Below are 24,798 nucleotides of genomic sequence, written 5' to 3'. Positions count from 1 at the left end.
GATCCTGTTAAAAATTGTTTCGGAAGCAAGATAAAACGCTTCGTCAAATATAAAAATGCAGGATGTATTATGAACCAAACACAACCTTTTCTCGCCCGAGTCGCCAACGGTAGTCTAGTTATTCAGATCATCATTGGTATTGTTGCCGGTATTCTACTCGCAACTATCAGCCCAGATTCAGCCGCTAAAGCCAGTTTCTTAGGTAATCTTTTTGTTAGCGCTTTGAAAGCTGTCGCGCCCATTCTTGTCTTTATTCTGGTTGCATCATCAATTGCCAATCAGAAAAAAGGTGCACACACCAATATGAAGCCGATTATCGTGCTGTATTTATTGGGCACCTTTATGGCTGCTGTAACCGCTGTCGCAATGAGCTTCCTTTTCCCAACCACTTTGACGCTTGTCGCCGATAGTACTAATGCAACACCGCCAGAAGGCATTGCAGAAGTTATTAACACCTTACTTTTTAAGGTCGTTGATAATCCAATCAATGCACTAATGACAGGTAACTTCATTGGTATTCTGGCTTGGGCTATTGCATTGGGCTTTGCACTTCACAAAGCAAGTGATGCAACGAAGCAAGTCTTCCAAGACATGTCTGACGGCGTAACCTTGATCGTACGTTTCGTTATCCGTCTAGCCCCTATTGGTATTTTTGGTCTAGTCGCTAACACGTTCGCAGCAACAGGTTTTTCAGCATTGGCGAGCTACGCGCATCTTCTTGGCGTGCTACTTGGTTCAATGGCAATCATTGCGTTTGTTGTGAACCCAGTTATTGTGTTTGTAAAAACCAAGCAAAACCCTTACCCGCTTGTACTTCGCTGTGTACGTGAAAGTGGTATTACGGCCTTCTTTACCCGTAGTTCTGCTGCGAATATTCCTGTGAACATGCAATTGTGTAAAGACTTAGACTTGCATGAAGATACGTACTCAGTGTCTATTCCGCTAGGTGCAACCATCAATATGGGTGGTGCTGCAATTACTATCACCGTACTTACCCTTGCCGCAGTTCATACTCTGGGCGTAGAGGTGGATATTGCAACAGCGCTATTACTTAGCCTTGTTGCCGCAGTGTCTGCTTGTGGTGCCTCTGGTGTTGCAGGTGGTTCACTACTATTGATCCCACTGGCCTCTAGCCTATTTGGTATTCCAAATGAAATTGCGATGCAGGTTGTAGCGGTTGGTTTCATCATTGGTGTTATTCAAGATTCAGCGGAAACAGCACTAAACAGCTCAACAGACGTTATCTTCACTGCCGCGGCATGCCGTGCAGCAGAAGCAAAAGAAGCTTCGGCACAGACCGTTTCATAATACTTCAACGTCTATCCGCAAGTACGCACTCACGTGCTGACAGACAGAAAAAAAAAGCGGCAACCGATAAGGTTGCCGCTTTTTTAATGTCTATTATCAACCCGTAATACTCGGATTAATCATGCTGTAAAACGCTACTTACTTAGTCAGGTCTTTCAGCTGTGAAGATAGCTCATCGGCTTTATCTGATAATTCACTCGCTTTATCAGCCGCTTGATCTTTGGCATCTTCATACATGTCTTGAACTTCTTCCATTTGGCGAGAGTTGGTCACATCTTCGATTTCATCTTTGTATGTAACGCCAAGGTAAACACCTAAACCCACAAGGGCAATGACAATATATTTAAGCATAATGCTATCTCTTTCGTTATCTATACCATTAATTATACATAGCTAATCGCGTAACAAAAGTAAATTACAGCATGTTTGCGTGCAGTGAAGTACACCAGAATATAATACGAAGAAGTAGAGAGATAATTGAAAGGAAAAAACGAATGAGCCCACAAGATTGTAGTGCCCATTTCGTTATTAGTTAGCCCGTTGTTAGTTCACTTTATAAAAGATAACTAAGGTGAGCCTGTGACAGTTTTGGGGGAAACTCAGGTGTTATTATTATAGGTCGTGCTAATTATTGTTTTGCAAAAATGGTGTAAGATTTTCAAATAATATATCTATTTCTTGTTTCGTATTGTAATGCATCATGCCAATACGGATCACGCCACCCTGTTGAAGTAAACCTAGCTGCTCAATTAAACCAAGGGCATAAAAGTGTCCGTTCCACACGCACATATTATCCTTTGCTAAATGCCCAGCAACATCCGCAGGGGCTACACCCTCGATACATATCGCAAAAGTGGGTGTGCGTTCTTGTACGCGTTCAACATCTTTGATGCCATATAACACAAGATTACTGAACGCTGCCGACTTATTAATAAAGTAACGGCTTAGTGCTTGCTCGTGGCTTTGATATTGCGCGAAGCTCGATATTAACTGCGCTCGCAGTGACGTCTCGTCATTACCCCATTGCGCTAAATAATGCACTGCTGCGATAAAACCCGCCAATGCTTCAAAGCTTTGCGTTCCCGTTTCAAAACGACCAGGGCCTTCATTCGTTGCAGGCTCAACTTTATACGGTGTAATGGTTTGAAGCCACTTAGGCGCAATATAAGCAACACCCAAATGTGGGCCAAAGAACTTATAAGCTGAACACGCTAAAAAGTCGCACCCTAGCGCTTGTACATCCACCAAGTTGTGCGGCACATAATGCACAGCATCCACATACACTTTCGCTCCCACACTATGGGCAGCGTCTGTTACACGCTTAACATCGACCAAAGACCCCGTCGTATTTGATGCGTACGTTACCGCAACTAACTGGGTTTTATCATTGATTAACGACGCTAAGTGATCGTAATCGAGCGTACAGTCCTCAGGGTTTACCCGTACCTGATGCACAATCACGCCTTTATCTTCTGCAGCTTGCTGCCAACTCGACACGTTAGAATAGTGATCAAGTGCTGTTACGATGATCTCATCACCTGCTTTCCAATCTCGGCTGATTGCCCGACTTAATTGAAATGTCAGTGATGTCATATTGGCACCAAATACAATATTGTCGGCAGACTCAGCCCCAAGTAGCGCTTGTGCCGATAAACGCGCATCGCCCATAAGTGACGTTGTCACCACACTAGAAAAGAAAGCACCACCTAAATTAGAATTATAACGCCCTAAGTAGGCTGTCATCGTATCCAGCACAGATTGAGGCACCTGCGAACCGCCAGGACCATCAAAGAAATATACAGGCTTCCCATTCACTTTTTGCGTAAGCGCTGGAAACAATCGTCGTACCGCTTCTGGAGAAAAACTCATACCACAGCCCCTTTTGCAGTAAGCACAAACACATCCATATAACCTTGGTGATCTTTCTTCACCGCTTTAATTGGGCGCGCGTTATGCCATAGTTGGTTATCAGCCAAGATAGCCACCTCACCCTGCTGTAATGCCATACTCAAAAACGGTTGAGCGTTTTTTTCACGGTACACCAAGAAATCACCGCCTTCGATATTATGGCGATCGATGCCAATCACCGCGATATGCTGAAAGCCATCTTGATGAACCCCTTCAGGAGCAACCTGTGTTTCATCTTCACTCGTCGCGATGCGCATTTGGTGAATTTCAATTTCATGTTCTGCGCTAAGATGATTGGCATCTCGGAAGACACGACACATTTCAAACATGCCTTGGCTGTTGATGACATCATCTTCTATCACTTCAAACGATCGGCTGACATTACCTTGAAACGTATTAATGTCATCAGACTGAACAAACTCACGTGCAGCTAGGTGAACAATGCCTGTATCACGCACTTTCACTATAGAGTAGCGACGAAGACGGTATTGCCCATCGGCATGCTTGGTCTTCGGCAAATCGTGAAATGACGATGAAAGATCATTTACGGCTTTACCACTGAGTTGAGTCAGTTGAAGTGTACGTTCCAATGTCGCGTTCATTATTAGCTCCTAACGTTCATACAATGCTTATTCTTTCAGTGTTTTCTAATACAGCTAACACCTCAGTCAATTAACATTCGCGCTACATTTAGGATTCATTATTTTTCCGCTCTTGCCAAGTGATATAGGTCTGTTATTTCACCTTTCCATCAATATTAAAAATAAAACACCAAAAATAAACGCAGGAGTAGACTTATAATCTTATATTTGGGTTTCATGGCAGATAAATGCAGCTTTGTTAGCTAAGATGTAACTTAAACCATTGATTAGTAATTGCTTTTCAAAAGAAAAACAACGGTTAAGCTATACAGATAGCAGCATCATTAACTTATTTTTTAACGACACATCATCCTAAAGTTCGTTTTAATTACGCCTTATAATAAAAGAGCTCGCCGTGAAAAGTGTCTTGTATTATTTAATCGAACACATTGGCTAAGCCCTTAGCCCGCATCGTAAATAAAATAGTAATTTGACTAATTGAATGCGCAAGAAATAGGATATAAAGACACATGCCAATAATGTTCAGTTACGTGCTGTATACCTTAATGATTAAGAGCAATCCCAATGACTAATGTCGTTCAGTTCCCTATGTTCAGTGGTAATAAGAAGACTAACACTACCCCACCAATCAAATCACCAAGCCCTAAAGCTTTAAGAGAACAGGCCGCATTAAAGCAAGAGAATCGCTGCTACTTTTGTGGCAAGCGTAAAGAGCCGAAAGAGCTGAGCTGGCTTAATCAGATTGGCTTTAAGGAAAAGGCTCATGTTGTCTGTGGTACCTGTAGCTCTGAAGCTAAGTCGCGTTCAATGGATGAACTACGGATAATCCTTGCGCTGAAGGCTATGGATTTCAGAACAATTAAAATTAAACAGTACCTTGAGTTGAGAGAAAAAGGTGTTCAGATAGACGGTGTACGTGAATACAAGTTCTACTTTGAGACCATAGAGTAATTATGGCTCCAAGCGAACCGATAGGTGGAAAGCACAAGAATGTGCTTTCCCTTTTAAAAAACCGGATTTGCCAACCATTAGCTGGATGTTGAAAGTAATTCCGATAATTACCCGAATTATTGGCACAACAGATGGCAAAAAACCGAAATGTATCAGCAATATTTACTAAGCCATTGCAAGCGAGCGTCTGGCAACGATATAAGCACGAATATGATCGTAAGCAAGGTTGAAGACAAATGCGTAGACGGTGATAAAGATAGTGACGCCAATATCCATTGCTAATGCTTCTAAAATACTGACATTAAGTATGTAAGCCATGACAGGAACCGTGGCAAACAACAAACCCGCCTCAAATAATAATACGTGCACAATGCGTATTTTCAGTGACCGTTTCTCTTTTTGCCCCTGCACGAATTTATCAAATATCCAGTTAAAAATGACGTTCCATATCATCGCAATAGTTGCAATTACTATCATGGTTCCTGATAAGTGACTAATGTTGTGATCGGTAAAAATGGCCAAACCTATGATGGACAGTGATACCGCGATTACCTCAAATGTAATCGCGTGAAATAGACGCTCTAATCGCCCCATAACTCCCCCAGTTAAATAGTGTCTCGACTTCAGAGGCCGCGATTATGCGGATTAGCAAAAATAAAGAAAGTTAACAGCTATCACACTTCGTGATACCTTGCGTTAATTTCTATGCAATGGACGTCAATGATGTACAGTTTCGAGCAACTAAAAATTTTTGTCACTGTGTGTGAATCTGGGTCATTTTCTGCAGCTGCGCGTAAACTCAAGCGAGCTCAATCTGGCGTAAGTCAATCAGTAGCAAATTTAGAGGTAGCGATTAACCAAAAATTGTTTACGCGAGATAAAAATGTCCCCCGTTTAACGAGCAATGGTCAGGCTTTATTGCCTATCGCAAAGTCTATTTTAAGCCAACAGCAACATTTCGACCAAAAGATCGAATCACTCGATAACGCCATTGAAAATGAATTAGTCATCGCAATTGACGAGTGCCTAGTGACGCCAAATGTATTGGATGTACTCTCTCTGATGGCAGAGCAATTTCCTATCACCCATTTTGAGGTAATTACTGCCTCTACCTATGATGCTGAAGAGCTGGTTCGTACCAATAAAGCACATGTTGGGATCATTTTTGCAGATGGTGAGTTAAGAGAAGATATGGATTTTTTCACTCTTGGTCAGACGCGTTTTTTAAATGTCACAGCACTGACTCACCCTCTGGCCAACCTAGCCGTTGTCCAAGATTCAGATTTAAAAATGCACCGCCAAATAGTACATCGCAATGCGACACAAAAAGAATTGTGGTTTAGCTATGGCATCAGCGCTAAATTTTGGTACGCCAATGACCATAATATGTTGGCTAAGTTAGCATGCCAAGGAATAGGCTGGGCACTTATTCCAGATGAAATAGCACTGCCGTTAATCGCACAAGGGAAGTTAGTAGCACTACCCGTTGCGCATGAAAAAGATGGCTGGCTAACCACAACGGGTTGCTTAGTCTCACGCTGTCATTCATCGGGCCCGGTGTTGGAACGCTTACTTGAGGAATTGCAATTCACTTAACTGGCATTCAAAAGGAATAAAGCCACAAAAATACATAATGCTCTATAACGCATAATAGCGACACTTTAGTGTGGTATATTTCACTCACTAAGGGGCGAAGGATACAGCCGTAGGCAAGGACATGGATAGGAGCCGTTATGCAAAAACTACATAAACGCGTGGAGCGCTACGTTCTTTTTAGCGAAGTGGCCAAATTATTAAGCTTCGCCAAAGCAGCAGACAGTTTAGCGATTTCTCGCAGCTTTCTTTCAAGCCAAATCAAGCAACTAGAAAAAGAATTAGGGACCAGTTTGCTGATCCGCTCAACGCGGCAAGTACGCCTCACACCGGCAGGCTTTAAAGTACTGGAGAAGATGCAGGAGATTAACGGCGCTATAATCAGCATGGAGCGCGAGTTAGATCAGAGTAAAAGCGAGATAAGCGGATTACTTAGGATCACGGCGCCAGAAATGTTTAGCCAATCCCACTTGACTGAGATCTGCCATCGCTTCAAACAAAAACATCAGAATATCGAGTTTGAAATTGATGTTAGCCATAACCTACATGACCTTACTCAAAGCCCTTTTGATCTAGCGATTCGATCAACAGAAACACCACCCGAAAATATGGTGGCTAAAAAACTGACGAGTTATCAGCATATTTGCTGTGCTTCACCTGAATACTTAGAAAAGTTTACGCATCCTGAGCAACCACTCGACCTCATGGATCACCATTGTTTATCCACCCCTCAGATCAGAACTTGGCCCTTTTATGATGGTCAAACTCGGGTAGACGTGGATATACAAGGCCCGTTTTCCGCGAATAACCAATTTTTATTGTTGCATGCCGCCATGCAGGGGCAAGGCATCATCAAGGCGCCAGATTATTTGGTTCAGCCCGCGCTAAAATCGGGAGAATTGGTGCAAGTATTGGAAAACTATTTTATTTGCAAAAACGACATGTTCCTTATCTATCCGCAGGTACTCCGTCGCAGCGCCAGCTTATCGGCTTTTATTGATTTTATGCAGCAGTGGTTTAGCGCCGATCCCGTCAAGCGTTAGCTGACGATCCTCATTTAATTACAAAATTATCTTCTTTTGCTAAATAAGCAAAGGGATCAGTGTGCTCGCCGTTCAGTGAACGAGAGCTTCTATACATTAAATAATGCAGTTAGGTTTATGGTTATTTATAAAAAAATATTTACTCTCGCGGTTCCCATCGCATTGCATAGCATGCTGTTTTCTTGTTTAGGTTTTATTGATACCTATATGTTGGCCCAATTAGGTGGCGACACAGTTGCAGCGGCAGGCATCGGGGCGAAAACCTTGTGGTTTGTGCTCAACCTAATTGTTGGTGTCGGTGGCGGTACGGCCATTTTTTGTGCCCAATATTGGGGTGCAAAAGACCTGACTGAACTTAACAAAACGATCCATATCGGGCTTTTTTATAGCATCTTAACGGCGGCGGTTTTAGTCCCTGTGCTCTACTTATTTGCTCCCCTCATTGCCGGTTTAATGACTAACGACGCGGCGATTATTGAATTGGCCACTGGATACTTAAAGATCACGGCCCTGACCGTATTGGTGAGTGCATTTTCTGTGATTTGGAGTGCAGGCATGCGGGCGTTGCAAAAGCCTAAAATGGTGTTGTATCTGTTTGTGGTTGAGTTGGTATTAAATGTCACTTTTAACTACCTACTGATCTTTGGTTTATGGGGGCTGCCTGCGCTTGGTTTAATAGGAGCGGCTTGGGGAACGCTGGCTGCTCGTTTGCTTTCGACCCTGTTGTTTTTCTTCTATATCTATAACCAGCAGCCTTATTTGATGCTCTCAGTCAAAGTATGCAAGCAGTCCCTGCATTGGCCTAAACATGCAACGTTTTTAAAAATCAGTTTACCCATTATTGCTGGGGAGTTTATTTGGAGTGGCGGCGTATTTTTATACCATGCAATTTACGGCAACATTAGCACGACAGCACTGGCGGCTATCTCTATTTTATCACCTATAGAGGTGATGGCTTCCGCATTAAGTTGGGGCTGTGCAGCGGCAGTCGGTATTTTAATTGGTGAAAAAATAGGATCGGCTCAGCAAAAAGAACTGAACCATTACGTCACCGCTGGATTTATTTCTGCCATTTCTGTCGGGCTAATTTTAGTGGGATTACTTTGGTTGAGTCGACATTATGTGTTGGGGTTATTTAACGCGATAGAAGCCGATGTACAAGCTATGCTGTATACCTTGTTCCCTTTTATCTTAGCCAGTATTTTTTTACGCTCTATTACGATGACAGCCATGTCTGGTATTTTAAAAAGCGGGGGCGATACGCAATTTACCATGAAGCTCGATTTCTGTGCACAATGGTTAGGAGCCGTTCCCCTTTCACTGCTCTTTGCTTTCTGGTTTCGCTGGCCTGTCGAGATTGTTATTTGTGCGGTATTACTGGAAGAAGGTTTGAAACTTATTCCTATCCTATACCGAATTAAAAGCGGCGCCTGGGTGAAAGAACTGGCTAAAAGCCCAAGCAGAGAAAGTAGCAACTGCGCTATATAGATAATAAAAAACCTCGCAGTAGCGAGGTTATATTGAAGTGGCTAAATTAACTATGCCACTTCACTTCCTTCATGTGGAGGAGTTGCCTGTGTAGATCCATATCATCACGTGTTATTGCCGTGCTCGTTAGAGAACATTCGCATCAAACGCCTTTCGAGGTATAAATCGGCCATTCCCTGCTTGTCCCGTAAATTCTCGATTACGTGCAACAACCTCTCCACGGCTGATTGTCATTACGGGCCAACCTTGGGTTGGGATATTCTCAAACGGGGTGTAATCGCCGTTGTCGTGCAATAAATCGTGAGTGATCGTGACATTCTTTTCTGGGTCAAACAGCACAAAATCAGCATCCGATCCCACCTGTAATGCCCCTTTTTGAGGATAAAGGCCAAACAGTTTGGCTGGAAGGTAACTGGTTAATTCAACAAAGCGGCTCGGACTAAAGCGCCCTTTCATCACACCTTCCGAAAACATCAGTGGCATTCGGGTTTCAACACCAGGCATGCCATTTGGACATGCACTAAAGTTGTCTTTGCCGCGTTGTTTTTGCTCATGGTAGGTGAATGAACAATGATCGGTCGCTATGGTATCAATACTCCCATCCACTAGCCCTGCCCACAATTTTTCTCGCTCAGTGGCAGGCCGTAATGGCGGACTCAGAATGTATTTCAGAGCATCTTCTTTTTCATAGCAGCTATCATCAAGGATCAGATATTGCGGGCAGGTTTCAACCCATACTGGTTGGTGGTTGTTGCGCGCAAGACGCGCATAATCCAAGCCCAATCCATTAGAAAGGTGAACAATATACAACGGAGCATCACCCGCTAACTTGGCTAGATTGATCATTCGCGCGATAGCTTCTGCTTCACATTCAAGCGGGCGGCTTATCGCATGGTATTTAGGTTGAGTTTTACCTTGCTCAAGCAACTGTGCTCGCCGCAAGGCAATCGCAGCATCGTTCTCTGGATGGACGGTTGCCAACGCACCTACTTGTTTAAGCTGCATGAGAGCCTTTAAAACCTCGGCATCATCGAGCTTATAGCCATAGGTAAGATATAGCTTAAAGCTGGATATCCCCTCCTCTTCAACCATAGATGCCATTTCACCGAGAATGTCGTCGTTAACGTGCTGAATAACGCCATGAAAGCTGTAGTCAATTGCTGCCGTATCCTTGGCATACGCTTGGTAGACATTGAGCTGATGATGGAGACTGCATCCTTTGGGGCCAAATCCCATATGATCAATGACCATAGTGGTACCGCCACAAGCGGCTGAACGAGTGCCAGAAAGAAAGTCATCACAACTACGAGCGATACCGACATCAATATTGAAGTGGGTATGGACATCAATACCGCCAGGCATCACATATAAACCCGTAGCTTCAATAATTTCACACGACTTAGGAATAGTATGAATTTCTGGGGCTATTTCAGCGATTTTACCGTCAATGATAAGAATATCGGCTTTTTGCTCTTGTATATGATCAACCACTATCCCTTGACGAAGCAGCATTGTCCTTGGTTGGCACTGACGAAAACTGTCCGATTGGCGTTGTGATGTTTTTTCCGAAGCCGCTGAAAACATAGTATCTTCCTTCGATCTACTCTTTGTCGTGGTCAATTAAAGTAGTGGTCAATTAAAATAGAGGTCAACTAAAATTGGCCTTACAGCAAACTCAATTAAGGATTGGTTCACATTACTCTTTCTTTTGCCCGTTAAAACATTGACTCACATTAATGGACAAAAGAAACAGAAAGCATCAGCGTTACAAACAAGAAATCCACCCTAGGTGAGATGTTACCAACGCCCCTAGGATGGAAAGGAGGAATAAGCAGAGCTTGATATCCTCCTTCTGTCGTTACAAAAACTATTTTTTGAGTTCACTCAAGTACATCTGAGGGATAACAGCGTACATCGCTGCACAAGTGACTAAGTGATCTTTCCAAGTTTTCTCGTTTGGCGCGTGAGCTTCAGGCTCTTTACCAGGGCCAAAACCGATAACAGGAATACCATAACGACCCATGATAGAAACGCCATTAGTAGAGAAGGTCCACTTATCAACGGTTGGTTTTTTGTCGAACAGTAACTCGTAAGAAGCTTCTAGTGTCTTAGTCGCAACATGCTCTTCATCAATAACCCAAGCTGGGAAATAACATTCTGTCGGATAAACTAAACCAGTGTAGGCTGGGCGGTCATAGTCGTACATAGAGACTTTACCACCAAACTTTTTAACGGAGTCCAGCTCTTCGATTTCTTTGATAGCACCTTCCCATGTTTCGCCCCAAGTCAAACGACGGTCAATAGAAATTGCACAACTATCTGCAACCGCACAGCGGCTTGGTGAGGTGTAGAACACTTCAGATACGGTCAATGTACCTTTCCCTAAGAATGGGTCATCGCCAAGATTTGAAGAGAGTTTCTCGATGTCGTTGAGCATATGGCCCATCTTAAAGATGGCGTTGTCACCACGCTCCGGTGCAGAACCGTGACAGCTCACACCTGCAACATCAACTCGGATTTCCATACGGCCACGCTGACCACGATAAATCTGACAATCTGTTGGTTCTGTTGATACCACAAATTCAGGGCGGATATTGCTTTCTTGAATGATGTACTGCCAGCAAAGACCGTCACAATCTTCTTCTTGAACCGTACCAGTCACAAGCAAGGTATATTCGTCTTCCAAGCCAAGATCTTTGATTATCTTACCGGCGTAAACCATCGACGCCATACCACCTTCTTGATCCGATGCACCACGGCCACCGATCACTTCGTCATCTTCCATACCTTCGTATGGGTCGAAGTTCCAGTTATTCATGTTACCGATACCCACGGTATCGATATGTGCATCCATAGCAATGAGATGAGGACCATGACCAATCCAACCGAGTACGTTACCCATTGGGTCGATTTCAACCTTGTCAAAGCCGACTTTTTCCATCTCTTCTTTAATGCGTAAAACGACTTTTTCTTCGTTACAACTTTCACTTGGAATCGCAATCATGTCACGAAGGAAGCGAGTCATATCCGCTTTATATTCTTGGGCTTTGTCCAGTACTTGAGTGAATGGAATATTCATTATAATTCTCCTTGAACCGAGCGGTGGTCATCACACTCGGTATGATCGATTTTCACGGCATCCTGCCTTTTTGATGACGCTGACACGACGCTAAATTTGAAATTTGGGTGTATTAATTTTTTAATCATTCAGTGACGCTAGTTAGTGTCAGAGCAGAGAGAAAGCGCGAGGGTATAAACATCAATAAACGCTTTCATACAGCTATTAACTAACTTGCAAAACTCAAATCGTTTGATGCTTACCGCCCCATACAACTTCACGATAATGGACAGGGTCGGTATCGCCTTCGGTATTAATTAGGAGCACCACAGAATCTTTATTGAGGCCTAGCTTTGCCATCAATTGTTCTTTTTCTGGGTGAAAATGCACAGCGGCAAGCAAACCAGCCCCTACGGCACCAGACTCACCAGAAACAATCCTTGGGTCGCTACCTTGTGGGTTGCCGAGAACTCGCATACCGAGTGCCGCAACACTGTCTTGGCAAGAAACAAACTGGGTAGAACAATCACGAAGTACTGGCCAACCAATAGGATTCGGCTCACCGCAGGCCAAGCCAACCATGATGGTTTCAAGATCACCATTAACATTGACCATTTCACCCTTCTCACTGATACCTGAACGGTAGATACAATCAGCGTTATCTGGCTCGATAACTACAGAGTGCAAGTTATCAGGACCATACTGCTCACAAAGGTAGCCAAGCACACCACCAGCCATCGCACCAACACCGGCTTGAAGGAAAACATGCGTCGGACGTTCAACAGCCATGGCTGTCATTTGATCAACAGCTTCTGCCGCCATGGTGGTGTAACCTTGCATGATCCAAGTAGGAATTTCGGTATACCCTTCCCATGCTGTGTCTTGCACCACTTTCCAGCCGTTTTCATTCGCTGTTTTAATGGCAAGGCGAACGGTATCGTCATAATTCATGTCGGTGACAATACATTCCGCGCCCAAGGCTCTGATATTATTCACTCGCTCATCTGCCGCGCCTTTTGGCATGTACACGACGGCATTCTGACCGAGCTTATTGGCTGCCCACGCAACACCACGACCATGGTTACCATCGGTTGCCGTTGCGAAAGTCATTTTTTCTGTAATATCGTTTTTTAGTTTAGCGAAATCAAAAGCATTGATATCGAGCTTGAACTCATCACACAGCAGACGGGCAATAGCATAAGCCCCTCCTAGCATTTTGAATGCACTCAAATCGAAGCGGTAGGCTTCATCTTTGACTAAGATTTTTTCTACACCAATTACATTAGCTAGGCAGTCAAGGGAATGTAATGGTGTGGGTTGATATCCTTCCACCGCTTGGTGGAATGCACGGGCTTTTTCCGCCTCGATGGCGGTGAATAGTGGAGAAAGCTGACCGTTATAGTGGCGGTTATCGGCGATCTCCATTTTTAGAGTGAACGTAGACACGACCATACCTCATAAAAATAAGAGAAAGAAAAGGCGGGGGTTATTCAATAGCCTAGATTCAAGAACCTAGATTCAATAAGCTATATTCAATAACCTATGGGGTTCCCCCCGCGAGTAGACTTACATAAAACAAATAGTTTGATTAGGTGTTTCCCTGCCCAGCGAACACCTGAAAAGTATCGTTAGACAGGTAAAGGTTCGTTATGCGACTGCGTTATTTAACACGCTTCTTCGCATCATCCAGTAGTTCTTGTAGGATGAGTCCAGGCTCTTGGTATTTACGGTTCATGATCATTGCCGCAATCACATATGGCTTCCAGCTGGCTTCTTTATAAGTTTCAATACGGTACTTCTCAAATACCGACTCCGCCACTTCGCCTGCTTCACAAGACACGCCTGTAATATCTGCAGGTAAACAGTGCATGTACAATGCTTCACCCGCTTTGGTTAGCTTCATCATTTCTTCAGTACAGTGCCAATCTTTATGGTTGGCATTCTGCGCCAAACATTCTTGTTCCAGTGCTTTCAAGCCATCATGATCGTTAGCGCGTAACAACTCAGTACGACGCCCCATCACTTGGTAAGGCGCCCAAGATTTTGGATACACGATGTCAGCATCTTTGAATGCTTCTTCCATGCTGGCAACTTGAGTGAAACTACCGCCAGATGCTTCTGCATTCTTGCGTGCTTCTTCAACCACTTCAGGAATAAGGTCATAACCTTCAGGGTGCGCTAGCGTCACGTCCATCCCAAAGCGGGTCATCAGACCGATAATTCCCTGAGGTACAGATAATGGTTTACCGTAGCTAGGTGAATAAGCCCATGTCATCGCTATTTTCTTGCCTCTCAACTCTTCTAAGCTACCGAAGTGTTCTTCCAACCATGCCAAATCAGCCATAGACTGGGTTGGGTGGTCGATATCACACTGTAGGTTAACGAGTGCAGGACGATGAGGTAACACACCTTCTTTGACGCCATCATCTAATGCAGCACCAACCTCACGCATGTAGGCATTCCCAGCCCCTAAGTACATATCATCACGAATGCCGATAGCATCAGCACAGAAAGAAATCATATTGGCAGTTTCACGAACAGTTTCACCATGGGCGATTTGAGATTTACCTTCATCCAAATCCTGTTGAGCAAGCCCTAGCATGTTGATCGCTGATGCATATGAGAAACGGGTACGTGTTGAGTTATCGCGGAAGAGAGAGATGCCAAGACCATTGTTAAACACGTTAGTTGAAATATTTTCCTGACGCATAGCTTTTAGTGCTTGGGCTGTTTTCAGAACACGCTCAAGCTCTTCCGGTGTTTGCTCCCACGTCAATAAAAAGTCTTTGTCGTGTAATTCAGATTTTAGCTCATTAATTTCCTTGATTAGTTCATTGATGCTCTTCATATTTTCCTTCCCGGTTTTAATTGTTATGCGTCCCTGACAATACTTCTCATCACAGGGCTGTCGCTTAATAGATAGTGACCCTAGAATATTCAATAATAAAATACGGTTATTAAATGTAGATAATTCAGAACTTGACTAAGTAACAATCAACAATTGTGCCAATATTAACGTCCACTAAGATTATTTATAAATAACCTTCCCCTCCCCATAGATACTGGGCCGTAAGAGGTATTAAGTGCTCTGATATAAAAAAGGAAAGTTAAATTGCATAAAAACTATCAAAGATGTATCAGCCCTTTACGCCAAAATGATAGTGATAAGAGTGATGGAATATCATTTTGATATTTAAAGATGATCTTGGTAACAAAAGCATTCCATTTTGGCCTTTTCAATTAGAAAAATCGGACAAATATCCAAACAGTCTGTTTTGTTTTCATTTATGCTAATTTTGTCATTAAAGGAATAGTTAAAACAATATGCAGAACACTACCTCTCCTTCAGAATTAATGCAGTTGCAACCAACAATCCTTCGGTTCACCCAAATGTTGTCGGCGGTGTTAAAAATTGACGCCGAAGTTGTCGATGCCGATTTGGTTCGAATTGCAGGTACTGGTCCCTATAGTAAATTTTTTGGCAAAAAACTAAACACAAGCTCAAGAATTTTCAGGTATATCATTGAGACAAATGAAGAAAAAGTTGTAGTCAAATCTAGAACAGACCCGTTATGTGAGGGGTGTAAAAACAAAAGCTCTTGTCGTGAAATGGCCTTCCTTGGTGTGCCAATCATGATCGAAGATCGATGTTTAGGGGTGATCAGCCTCGTCGCATTCACTGAAGATTCACGAGAAAGAATCAAGGACAATGTCCAACTTTTCTCAGACTACGTTAAACACATAGCGCAAATAGTTGTATCCAAAGTTGTCGAAAAGAATAGTAAAAATAAAGGTCTTGATGAGGTGTTTACTCATCTTATTGAAAACATGGACCAAGGCGTATTAGTGCTTGATGAAAACAACCGAGTAAAATACGGCAACCAGCCAGCACTTAAGAATTTGAATATAACCCAAGATGAGTTATATAACCTTGAAATTAAAATTCAATCATTGTCACTTCACAATAATGAAATAAAAAGCCACCAACAACATATTATTTCACAAGGAGAATGGCAGAAATTAATAGTTGGTCAATTTTATAATACACAAGGTCAGCAATTATTTTTGATGGCTTATCATCAAACCAATAGCGACTTGATGATTCAAGATCATAGCTCGCTTCTCAGTACTGTCATTGGTGAATCGACCAAGATGCGCCAACTCAAAAAGATGATCACCCGTGTTGCTAGCAGCCCTTCAAGCGTACTGATTAATGGTGAAAGCGGCACTGGTAAAGAGGTTATTGCAAACGCAGTACATAACCTCAGTGATCGAAGCCAATCACCATTTATTGCCATCAACTGTGCCGCTATTCCCGAACCCTTGTTGGAAAGTGAGTTGTTTGGTTATGTCAAAGGAGCGTTTACTGGCGCCTCTAATAAGGGCAAAAACGGCTTGATCCAAGCCGCTAACAAAGGAACCCTCTTTCTTGATGAAATTGGCGACATGCCAATGACGCTGCAAGCGAAACTGCTACGTGTACTGGAAGAACGTAAAGTTATGCCGATTGGTTCCAATGATGCTGTCCCGGTGGATATCAGGATTATTTCAGCGACCAATCATAATTTCCAAGAAATGATTGCGACCAATAAATTCAGAGAAGATTTGTATTACCGCCTTAACGTGATCCCTTTTCAACTGCCACCTCTAAGGGAACGAGAAGGGGATATAGCATTGCTGACTAACTACTTTCTTGAGTATCACACCCAAAAAATCGGTGTGGTCTACCCAGGGATAAGTGCTGAAGCCATGCGCCGTCTTAATGCCTATCATTGGCCGGGGAATGTACGCGAGCTCAGCAATTTAATTGAATATCTTGTCAACATCGTACCTGAAGGGGACCAAATCGACATTGACTTGCTTCCTCCACATTTTGAGCAAGCACCAGAAGCTGCATGCCCAGAGGAAGCCTATAACGATGATTACTCGATGAGCTTAGAAGATATGGAAAGGAACCGTATTGAGGAAGCGATATATCGTCTTGGTAACCGCAAAATGGTAGCCGAAGAGCTAGGGATAGGTATTGCAACCTTGTATCGTAAAATCAAAAAATACGAGCTCAATAACCATAGAACCTCTTGATTCAATGGCTGGTGACACACCATAGCCAGTCACCATAAGTCACTTAGCATAGTCACTTAGCATAGTTACTTACCATAGCCACTCACTATGAATACCAACAATGAGTAAGGTATCAGGTAAGATTACTGTTCACCAAGGGGGGGCCTTGGATTAGATCACGATATAAAAGCTGGGGGTAGATCTCATCAGCTTTTATAAGCTCCTTCAGTTGCTGCCTACTTTTACTATGGCAGCAACTAAAGGGAGCATAGTCAAAACTAAATTGCCCAACCTCCTGCGTAGAAGGCGACCAACACAATGGCAATGATGACGGTTCCGACATTCAAGCGTTTCGCCTCACCAGAAACTACTCGACCAATCACCAAAGAACCAAAGCCAAGCATAATACCAGTAACGATATTACCTGTTAGTACAATAAATACTGCGCACATAAGGCCAGATAGCGCATCGACTGAGTCAGCCATATCCAACTTGCTTACGTTGCTCATCATAAGCAGACCAACGTACATCAAAGCTGGCGCCGTAGCGTAAGCTGGTACCAAATAACTCAGTGGCGACAAGAACAGTAGTAATACAAACAGGCCACCAACAACCGTTGCAGTCAGGCCAGTTTTACCACCAGCAGCAGTACCTGCTGCTGATTCGATATACACAGCCGCAGGTGCTCCACCAACAAAGCCAGCAAAAATACTACTAACGGAATCTGAAGTTAGTGCTTTACCACCATCAATGATTTGACCGTCTTTATCCAATAGTTTCGCCTGACCAGCAACGGCACGGATAGTACCAGTTGCATCAAAAATAGCCGTCATCACCAATGCCAACACACTTGGGATCACAACGGGATTCAATGCCCCCATAATATCCATGGTACCCAATAACGACTCACCTTCCCCACCAAACGATGGCATCGCAAACAGGCCTTGGTAAGTCACATTAGGATCGAATATCAGGCCAAAGATAGAAATAGCAACAATCACCAGCAGAATACCACCGGGAACTTGACGCTTCTCAAGACCGAAAATTGCGGCTAATCCAATAATCGACATCAAGACAGGTAACGAAGTGAACTCACCCAATGCAACAGGTAGGCCTGCATGAGGGTTTTGCACCACCAAACCGACACCATTAGCCGCAATCAGTAGCAAAAACAAACCAATACCGATACCCGTTCCGTGCGCGATTCCTGAAGGCAAGTTAGTCAGTATCCATTGGCGCACACCCGTGACGGTAATAGCTGTGAACACGACCCCCATTAAGAATACGGCACCTAGCGCAACCGGAATACTGATCCCCTGCCCTAACACCAAACTAAATGCGGTGAACGCGGTAAGGGAGATCGCACAACCAATAGCCATCGGCAAGTTTGCCCAAAGCCCCATTAGCAGTGAACCAAACGCAGCAACTAGACAAGTAGCAATAAACACCGCCCCTTGGTTAAATCCAGCTGCACCCAGCATACTCGGCACTACAATGACCGAATACACCATTGCCAGAAATGTCGTCAAACCGGCGACCACTTCTTGTTTTACGCTACTACCGCGTTGGGAAATTTTAAAATATCCATCCAACCCGCCTTTACGAGATGTGTCTTCTTCTACAACTGTGGATTCATGATGAATCGAACTATTCTCAGACATGATGTAATTCCTTGTAAAATTGAGTGTCCGGCTCGCTGCCTGAACACCTCGATAAACGTTGAGCTTCCTCTCAACCCGCCCCGTTGCAATCGATTGCTTTCTTGGGGCTGTGACTTGTCCGTAACGCTATAAATGTTGCTGTCTTTTATCGACACAACCCCAGTTAACAGAACCCATCAATCCCCATAAGGAATATCCCTAGAGCAAATAACCGAGGCTGAGCAAGGTAAATTGGCGGCGATTATACGCTTCACTCACCCTGCATTGTCAAAAAATCATTTTTCACCGAAACCGTTTGCGTGAAATTTAACCTCTCTCGTACACTAATCGACCATCGACATAGGTTCGATAGATGCTTCGGTCGTCGCCTAACGTCATCAACATGAACAATTTATCAGACAAGTTACGCGAGCTGTCGTAGCGAAGCTGCTGTAATGGTGTAGAACAAGGATCGATAATGACGAAATCAGCCTCTTTACCCACCTCGAAGTTACCAATTAAGTGATCCAAAGAGAGTGATTTGGCTCCCCCTAGAGTGGCTAAATAAAATGCTTCGAACGCCGAAAGTCGATGCTGTTGCAACTGCATAATCTTGTAAGCTTCGTTCAGCGTTTGCAGCATATTAAAAGTTGTCCCCGCACCTATATCGGTCCCCATTCCGACTTTTACCTTACGTTTCCAAGCTTCCTGTAACTTGAACAAACCGCTACCAAGGTACAAGTTCGATGTTGGGCAGAAGGCAACAGCTGAATCTGTTTTGTGCAAACAATCCCACTCTTCATCTTCGAGGTGGACACAATGCGCAAAGACACTCTTTGAACCAGTAAGACCATGATGGTGATAAACATCCAGATAACCGTCTTGCTCAGGAAAAAGTTCCTTCACCCAAGCAATCTCATTTTGATTCTCACACAAATGCGTGTGTACATAGGTGTCTGGATATTCCTCTTTGAGTCGACCAGCAATAGCTAACTGCTCTGGTGATGACGTTGGAGCGAAACGTGGTGTAATGGCATAAAGCAAACGGCCACGTTTATGCCAACGCTCTATTAATTCTTTGGTTTGGTTGTAACCTATCTCTGGCGTATCCAACAAATATTCAGGCGCATTGCGGTCCATCATCACCTTTCCGGCGATCATCCGCATATTGATCTTTTCAGCCTCTTCAAACAGTGCATCAACCGATTCAGGGTGAACCGTGCCAAACACCAAGGCGGTTGTCGTTCCGTTTCGTAATAGCTGTTTGATAAAGAAGGTCGACATTTCTCGCGAGTAGTCTTTATCTTTATAGCGAGCTTCCGTCGGGAAGGTGTAGTTATTCAGCCATTCCAATAGCTGTTCGCCATAGGCGCCAACCATTTCGGCTTGAGGATAGTGGATATGGGTATCGACAAAACCTGGCATGACAATCTTGCCAGGGTAGCTTCGAATACGAACAGTCGATGGGATTTTATCTTTACCTTCAGACCATTCGCCAACCCACTCGATACGCCCGTTGTCGACTAACATCAAACCATCTTCAATAAAGCGGACGTTCTGCTCTACGTCTTCCGGTTTGTCGACAACTCTAGCGATATCCATGATAGACGCTCTAATTGCTTTAATAGATTGGGTATATTCCATAATTACCTCTTATCTTTCTGTGCTGGTCAGTGGTAGGGCACCGTTTTTTCCAGCTCTCATTTTTATTAAATTCGTTCTGTCTAAAACTTAAACTTGCTGTTCACGTGACTGCACGGCTTCTTCCTCAGCCAATGCTTTTTCACATTTTTCACATTCTTTAATCTGATCTTTCAACGCTTCGCGTTTTTCGTTCGCGCTTTCGAATTCATCAGCACGGTTAATACCTAGAGCGATATTAAGGCCAAGAGCCACTAGAGAGCCCGTCGTAATACCAGAACCTAGGATGACGCGGACGGAATCTGGCATATACGTTAAGATTTCTGGGCGAACCGTTACCGCCATGCCCGAGGCAACCCCGACAGCGATGATTAGCATATTGCGTTTGGTAAAGTTAATTCGTGACAGGATGCCAATACCCGCGGAGATGATCATGGCGAACATCACAAGTCCTGCGCCACCCAGCACCGGAGAAGGAATTGTGACTACAATACCGCCCAGTTTCGGGAACATACCTGCAATCAGCATGATCACACCAGTAACAGCAACCACATGGCGACTAGCAACACCGGTAATCGAAACAATACCGACATTCTGGCTGAATGATGAAAAGGGAGTTGCACCAAATACCGATGCAAGGGCGCTACCGATACCATCACATAAGATCCCTTTTGATAGTTTCTTCCCAGTCAACTTGGTATGGGTTGCATCGCTCAAGGCCAAAAAGTCACCTGTCGATTCCATGATGGTAACTAGGTAGGCAATAGACATCCCGATAACGCCACTGACGGTAAAACTGAGTCCGAAAGGTAATAGTTCCGGCAAAGAGAAGAACTTGGCTTCTTTTACTGGCGTAAAGTCCACCACTCCCATGAAAATCGCGACAATGTAACCCACCATCATTCCGATCACGATTGCAGCAGCAGAGACCAGTCCTTTACCAAGTTGCGACAGTACAATCACCACAACCAACACCAGTAAACCCAACATCAAGTTATCGATTTGACCGTAATGTTCCTGCCCGACAAAACCACCCGCAAACCAGTCGACAGACACAGGCAAAATTGTCAGACCAATCAAGACCACCACGGTACCAGACACCACAGGCGGAAAGAGCTTCCTAATTTGCGGCATGAAACGGCTACCAATGATCATCACTAACGAACCAACCAGTGATGCTCCGAATATTCCGGAAATACCAGAGTCCAGTCCAATAGAAATTGATATAGCCACAAAGGTAAAGCTGGTCCCCATCACCACCGGAAGTCGGATCCCAACAGGGCCAACCCCCTTGCACTGGATAATAGTCACCACACCCGATACCATCAGAGCCGCATTGACCAAAATCACCATTTGATCTGTCGGTAAGCCAATCGCACTACCGACCACCAGAGGGACGGCAATAATAGCCCCCATAGCAGCAAGCATATGCTGAAGGGCAAGAAGGATCGCCGCCCCCATTGGAGGTCTATCTTCCACGTTATAAAGCAGTTTCATTTCAGTTCCATCCGTACCAGTGAAACACTAGGGCCTTTACAACGTGATCAACCAGAGCCTATCCCTGCTTACCCGTCGATACCCTGACAAAAAAACGGCCATTCCCATCCACTGGAAATGACCGCCTTCGCATTGATTAAAGCTTATTCAGACCGTGTAGAACCTTCTCAGGTGTAAAGTGCCAATCTCGAATCCAGACGCCACATGCATCATGAATTGCACTGGCAATCGCTGGAGCGGCACCGTTAACACCAATTTCAGAAATCGATTTCGCACCGTAAGGGCCAACCGGATCGTCACTTGGTACTAACACCGCTTTGAAATCGCGAGGGATATCGCCAATCATCGGCGCGCCATAGCTCTTCAAATCTCGCGTTACAGGTACACCATGCTCATCATAAATCAGCTCTTCATATAAGCTGTGACCAATGGCTCGCATACTGGCACCGTAAATCTGTCCCAACGCTAAATCAGGGTTAACGGGCGTACCACAGTCGAGCAAGGCATGGAACTTATCAAGACGGATTTCACCCGTACGCGTATTGACTGCCACCTCAGCGAAGTTTGCGCCATAAGGGAAGGCAAATTCTGGGGTGGTGAAACAACCTGAAGCCAGTAATTGCCCCCACCCTGTTCCGCTTTCCGCTTTGTGGGCAATATCGAAGTAGTTCACTTCTCCCTGCTTACCTTTCACCAAGCCTGGCGCCACAATAGCGACATCTTCAACGGGTTCACCCAACATTTCAGCGCCGCACTTAAGGATTTTCTCACGCATCGCTTCAGCAGCTCGCTTGGCCGCATTACCTGAGAAACATGTTCCAGATGAGGCGTAAGCCCCTTTATCAAACGGAGCATGATCGGTATCACCAGAGTGAATCGTAATTTCATCCATCGGGCAGCAAAGCACTTCAGCGGTCAGTTTGCTGATCACTGTATCAAGGCCCGTCCCTATATCAGCGGCACCAGAGTGAACAATGAAGGTACCATCCGATGCCATTTTGATTTGGCAGTTAGCTTGATCGATATCTGGAATGCCGGATTTTTGCTGGATAATCGCCACACCACGGCCCACTTTCCATTCGCCGTCATCCTGTTTCGGGCTGTCCCACTCAATCAACTTACGACCTTCGCGCAAAATAGGCCCAAGGGCGCAGCTGTGAACTTTAGGGGCACTGGCAGGCATTTTACCTTCACCGATAGCTGCTAGGATTTTCAGCTCTTGGCCTTCAACCACACGGTTCTTCTCAACCATATCAAGATGGTCAATACCCAGCTCTTTCGCCATTTCGGCCATCGCCATCGTCAGTGCATAGTTGCCTTTCGGCGCACCGTAACCCTGATAAGCCCCTGTCGGGCAAATATTGGAGTAATACGTTGTTACCCTGAAGTCCACATTGTCACAAGGGTACAAAGGTAGAGACAAGGCGGGACCATTTGATGGCACGGTCAACGCGTGGTTTCCATAAGGGCCAGTGTTGGCACGGAAATCCATATCAATCGCCGTGAGTGTTCCGTCTTTCTTCGCACCGAGTTTCACCACCACTTTGGCAACGTGGCGGGTTGAGTTACAGATAAATTCTTCTTCACGGGTGTGGTGGAAATACACCGGACGACCAGTGGTCCAAGTTGCCCATGCACACACATCTTCCAACAAAATATCTTGTTTCGAGCCGTATCCACCACCGACACGTTCTTTAACGATGTGTACTTTGTTCTGCTTCACATCAAGAATTTTTGCTACCTGACGGCGCACGTGCCAAGGAACCTGAGTCGAATCGTGCATCACAATACGATCACCATCCATATAGCTGTAACAAATATGGGTTTCAACTGGCAGTTGTTGAACCTGCTTCGACTCGTAAGTACGTTCGATAATCATATCCGCTTCAGCAAAGCCTTTATTGAGATCACCGATATGGCCGCGAACACTGGCGGCAATATTTTTGCGCGGGAAGCAACCAATCGGGAAATTCACGATTAACTTACCTTCACGCGGATCGGCGTTACGGTTCTGCTCTTCTAAATCATCAGGCGCACCTACGCCATATTCGATAGGCTCGTTGTGAATGATAGGGGCATTAGCGGCCATCGCCTCATCAATACTCATGACAGGCTTAAGCACATCATATTCGACGTCGATCAGTGTCAATGCCTGCTCTGCTATTTCCACTGATTCAGCGACAACAGCAGCAACACGGTCACCCACATGGCGCAGTTTTTGGCCAAACATACGGCGATCGAGCGGTGACGGCTCAGGTGCACTCTGGCCACCGGGTGTATAAGGAATATCTGGGCAATTTTTGTGCGTTATCACAGATACCACACCCGTTAGTGCTTCGGCTTTAGACACATCTAGGTGCTTGATCCAAGCATGAGCGTGCGGACTTCTCAGCATCTTAATAACACAAGCGTTAGCTGGAATGCGATCTTCAACATAACAAGGTTTGGCCTGCACCATCTTCGCCGAGTCAATCTTCGGACAGTTCTTACCAACCACTGCTAAGTCATCACGAAATTCTGGTGCAAAATGTTGAGTGTAAGCAGGATCGTCAAGGCGTTTCACTGCCAATTCAACCACTTCATAAAACTGCTGATAACCTGCATCTCGGCTAAACAACCCAGATAGCGCATCATCAATTTCATCGCGCGTTGGCTGCGGAATTCGTTCAAGCAGATCGGTCAATATCAGCGCTAATGCAGGGTCGTTATAACCCGATTGCACCACGCCCACATCGATCATCGTCCGCTGAACTAAACTTAACTGATTCCACTCGCCAAGGGCTTCCGCTGTTTTCACTTCAGCACCTTCAAGTTGAGCTGCAATCAGCAAAGAGGCGTTAATTAATTCGCCATTAAGCAGGATCACATCTGACCCCGCATAACCCCAACCATCATCGCTATTTCGAACCGAGTGGTAACCCATAGAATGCAGCAATGTCTGTACATTTTCGCCAATACGGCATTCCAAAGATTGAGGACGGCCATTTAAGGTAAATTGAATCGTCATG

The 24,798-nt window shown here is 44.6% G+C and carries 18 protein-coding genes; 6 read left to right on the top strand and 12 right to left on the bottom strand.

Going from position 1 to position 24,798, the window contains the following annotated elements; genetic code table 11:
- The first annotated feature begins 69 nt into the window (after positions 1–69).
- Positions 70–1,308: a serine/threonine transporter SstT gene (gene sstT, locus OCU87_RS17535; RefSeq protein WP_261858949.1), complete on the top strand. Its 1,239-nt coding sequence runs from the start codon at positions 70–72 to the stop codon at positions 1,306–1,308.
- A 138-nt stretch (positions 1,309–1,446) separates the two neighbouring features.
- Here the strand turns inward: sstT and OCU87_RS17530 are convergent, their stop codons facing one another.
- The 3 genes from OCU87_RS17530 to OCU87_RS17520 form a co-directional block, all read right to left on the bottom strand.
- On the bottom strand, positions 1,447–1,659 hold the full coding sequence (locus OCU87_RS17530) for a hypothetical protein (RefSeq protein ID WP_062691479.1): 213 nt from the start codon (positions 1,657–1,659) through the stop codon (positions 1,447–1,449).
- A 273-nt stretch (positions 1,660–1,932) separates the two neighbouring features.
- On the bottom strand, positions 1,933–3,177 hold the full coding sequence (locus OCU87_RS17525; protein ID WP_261858948.1) for a cysteine desulfurase-like protein: 1,245 nt from the start codon (positions 3,175–3,177) through the stop codon (positions 1,933–1,935).
- A complete protein-coding gene (locus tag OCU87_RS17520; protein ID WP_261858947.1) occupies positions 3,174–3,818 on the bottom strand; it encodes a 2OG-Fe dioxygenase family protein in 645 nt (214 codons plus the stop codon). The genes OCU87_RS17525 and OCU87_RS17520 overlap by 4 nt, the downstream gene beginning before the upstream one ends.
- A 564-nt stretch (positions 3,819–4,382) precedes the next feature.
- Between OCU87_RS17520 and OCU87_RS17515 the strand changes: the two genes are divergently transcribed.
- Entirely contained in the window at positions 4,383–4,769 is a 387-nt protein-coding gene (locus tag OCU87_RS17515) for a hypothetical protein (protein WP_261858946.1), read from the top strand.
- A gap of 165 nt (positions 4,770–4,934) precedes the next feature.
- Here OCU87_RS17515 and OCU87_RS17510 read toward each other — a convergent pair whose 3' ends face one another.
- The gene (locus tag OCU87_RS17510; RefSeq protein WP_261858945.1) at positions 4,935–5,363 is read right to left on the bottom strand and encodes a PACE efflux transporter; all 429 of its coding nucleotides are present in this window, start codon (positions 5,361–5,363) and stop codon (positions 4,935–4,937) included.
- 129 nt (positions 5,364–5,492) lie between these two features.
- On the opposite strand from OCU87_RS17510, the gene OCU87_RS17505 reads away from it, so the two are divergent.
- From OCU87_RS17505 to OCU87_RS17495, 3 genes are all read left to right on the top strand, one after another.
- Entirely contained in the window at positions 5,493–6,365 is an 873-nt protein-coding gene (locus OCU87_RS17505; RefSeq protein ID WP_261859370.1) for a LysR family transcriptional regulator, read from the top strand.
- A gap of 137 nt (positions 6,366–6,502) precedes the next feature.
- Positions 6,503–7,405 (top strand): LysR family transcriptional regulator, encoded by a 903-nt coding sequence (locus OCU87_RS17500; RefSeq protein ID WP_062691483.1) that lies wholly within the window; start codon positions 6,503–6,505, stop codon positions 7,403–7,405.
- A 117-nt stretch (positions 7,406–7,522) separates the two neighbouring features.
- On the top strand, positions 7,523–8,893 hold the full coding sequence (locus OCU87_RS17495) for an MATE family efflux transporter (RefSeq protein ID WP_261858944.1): 1,371 nt from the start codon (positions 7,523–7,525) through the stop codon (positions 8,891–8,893).
- A 126-nt stretch (positions 8,894–9,019) separates the two neighbouring features.
- On the opposite strand, the gene hydA is transcribed toward OCU87_RS17495, so the two are convergent.
- The 4 genes from hydA to ygeW form a co-directional block, all read right to left on the bottom strand.
- Positions 9,020–10,477, bottom strand: a complete 1,458-nt coding sequence (gene hydA / locus OCU87_RS17490; protein WP_315972494.1) for a dihydropyrimidinase — start codon at positions 10,475–10,477, stop codon at positions 9,020–9,022.
- 283 nt (positions 10,478–10,760) lie between these two features.
- A complete protein-coding gene (locus tag OCU87_RS17485) occupies positions 10,761–11,972 on the bottom strand; it encodes a YgeY family selenium metabolism-linked hydrolase (RefSeq protein WP_062691489.1) in 1,212 nt (403 codons plus the stop codon).
- A 222-nt stretch (positions 11,973–12,194) separates the two neighbouring features.
- Positions 12,195–13,403 carry a diaminopropionate ammonia-lyase gene (gene dpaL / locus OCU87_RS17480; RefSeq protein ID WP_261858943.1) on the bottom strand — a complete coding sequence of 403 codons (1,209 nt, stop codon included), beginning with the start codon at positions 13,401–13,403 and terminating at the stop codon, positions 12,195–12,197.
- 208 nt (positions 13,404–13,611) lie between these two features.
- The gene (gene ygeW / locus OCU87_RS17475; protein ID WP_062691492.1) at positions 13,612–14,799 is read right to left on the bottom strand and encodes a knotted carbamoyltransferase YgeW; all 1,188 of its coding nucleotides are present in this window, start codon (positions 14,797–14,799) and stop codon (positions 13,612–13,614) included.
- A 476-nt stretch (positions 14,800–15,275) separates the two neighbouring features.
- Here ygeW and OCU87_RS17470 point away from each other — a divergent pair, with 476 nt between their 5' ends.
- Positions 15,276–17,033 (top strand): sigma 54-interacting transcriptional regulator, encoded by a 1,758-nt coding sequence (locus OCU87_RS17470; protein WP_062691494.1) that lies wholly within the window; start codon positions 15,276–15,278, stop codon positions 17,031–17,033.
- Positions 17,034–17,290: 257 nt separating this feature from the next.
- Here the strand turns inward: OCU87_RS17470 and OCU87_RS17465 are convergent, their stop codons facing one another.
- From OCU87_RS17465 to OCU87_RS17450, 4 genes are all read right to left on the bottom strand, one after another.
- Entirely contained in the window at positions 17,291–18,673 is a 1,383-nt protein-coding gene (locus OCU87_RS17465) for an NCS2 family permease (RefSeq protein WP_261858942.1), read from the bottom strand.
- A 306-nt stretch (positions 18,674–18,979) separates the two neighbouring features.
- Complete coding sequence (gene guaD / locus OCU87_RS17460) at positions 18,980–20,296, bottom strand: guanine deaminase (protein WP_062691500.1); 1,317 nt, start codon at positions 20,294–20,296, stop codon at positions 18,980–18,982.
- An 87-nt stretch (positions 20,297–20,383) separates the two neighbouring features.
- Positions 20,384–21,790 (bottom strand): nucleobase:cation symporter-2 family protein, encoded by a 1,407-nt coding sequence (locus OCU87_RS17455; RefSeq protein ID WP_062691502.1) that lies wholly within the window; start codon positions 21,788–21,790, stop codon positions 20,384–20,386.
- A 136-nt stretch (positions 21,791–21,926) separates the two neighbouring features.
- Entirely contained in the window at positions 21,927–24,797 is a 2,871-nt protein-coding gene (locus tag OCU87_RS17450) for a molybdopterin-dependent oxidoreductase Mo/Fe-S-binding subunit (protein WP_261858941.1), read from the bottom strand.
- Position 24,798 lies beyond the last annotated feature (1 nt).

Origin of the sequence: Photobacterium sanguinicancri, from assembly GCF_024346675.1 — a bacterium.
Taxonomy (GTDB): domain Bacteria; phylum Pseudomonadota; class Gammaproteobacteria; order Enterobacterales; family Vibrionaceae; genus Photobacterium; species Photobacterium sanguinicancri.
Note: the sequence above shows the minus strand (reverse complement) of the source record. Positions and strands in the feature narration are given on the sequence as shown.

What these genes read in the sequence shown, in the direction of transcription:
- sstT (WP_261858949.1), top strand. Translation starts at nt 70, where the DNA reads ATGAACCAAACACAACCTTTTCTCGCCCGAGTCGCCAACGGTAGTCTA.
- hydA (WP_315972494.1), bottom strand. Translation starts at nt 10,477, where the DNA reads ATGTTTTCAGCGGCTTCGGAAAAAACATCACAACGCCAATCGGACAGT.
- OCU87_RS17515 (WP_261858946.1), top strand. Translation starts at nt 4,383, where the DNA reads ATGACTAATGTCGTTCAGTTCCCTATGTTCAGTGGTAATAAGAAGACT.
- OCU87_RS17520 (WP_261858947.1), bottom strand. Translation starts at nt 3,818, where the DNA reads ATGAACGCGACATTGGAACGTACACTTCAACTGACTCAACTCAGTGGT.
- OCU87_RS17485 (WP_062691489.1), bottom strand. Translation starts at nt 11,972, where the DNA reads ATGAATATTCCATTCACTCAAGTACTGGACAAAGCCCAAGAATATAAA.
- OCU87_RS17505 (WP_261859370.1), top strand. Translation starts at nt 5,493, where the DNA reads ATGTACAGTTTCGAGCAACTAAAAATTTTTGTCACTGTGTGTGAATCT.
- OCU87_RS17465 (WP_261858942.1), bottom strand. Translation starts at nt 18,673, where the DNA reads ATGTCTGAGAATAGTTCGATTCATCATGAATCCACAGTTGTAGAAGAA.
- OCU87_RS17500 (WP_062691483.1), top strand. Translation starts at nt 6,503, where the DNA reads ATGCAAAAACTACATAAACGCGTGGAGCGCTACGTTCTTTTTAGCGAA.
- OCU87_RS17510 (WP_261858945.1), bottom strand. Translation starts at nt 5,363, where the DNA reads ATGGGGCGATTAGAGCGTCTATTTCACGCGATTACATTTGAGGTAATC.
- OCU87_RS17470 (WP_062691494.1), top strand. Translation starts at nt 15,276, where the DNA reads ATGCAGAACACTACCTCTCCTTCAGAATTAATGCAGTTGCAACCAACA.
- ygeW (WP_062691492.1), bottom strand. Translation starts at nt 14,799, where the DNA reads ATGAAGAGCATCAATGAACTAATCAAGGAAATTAATGAGCTAAAATCT.
- OCU87_RS17530 (WP_062691479.1), bottom strand. Translation starts at nt 1,659, where the DNA reads ATGCTTAAATATATTGTCATTGCCCTTGTGGGTTTAGGTGTTTACCTT.
- OCU87_RS17495 (WP_261858944.1), top strand. Translation starts at nt 7,523, where the DNA reads ATGGTTATTTATAAAAAAATATTTACTCTCGCGGTTCCCATCGCATTG.
- dpaL (WP_261858943.1), bottom strand. Translation starts at nt 13,403, where the DNA reads ATGGTCGTGTCTACGTTCACTCTAAAAATGGAGATCGCCGATAACCGC.
- OCU87_RS17455 (WP_062691502.1), bottom strand. Translation starts at nt 21,790, where the DNA reads ATGAAACTGCTTTATAACGTGGAAGATAGACCTCCAATGGGGGCGGCG.
- guaD (WP_062691500.1), bottom strand. Translation starts at nt 20,296, where the DNA reads ATGGAATATACCCAATCTATTAAAGCAATTAGAGCGTCTATCATGGAT.
- OCU87_RS17525 (WP_261858948.1), bottom strand. Translation starts at nt 3,177, where the DNA reads ATGAGTTTTTCTCCAGAAGCGGTACGACGATTGTTTCCAGCGCTTACG.
- OCU87_RS17450 (WP_261858941.1), bottom strand. Translation starts at nt 24,797, where the DNA reads ATGACGATTCAATTTACCTTAAATGGCCGTCCTCAATCTTTGGAATGC.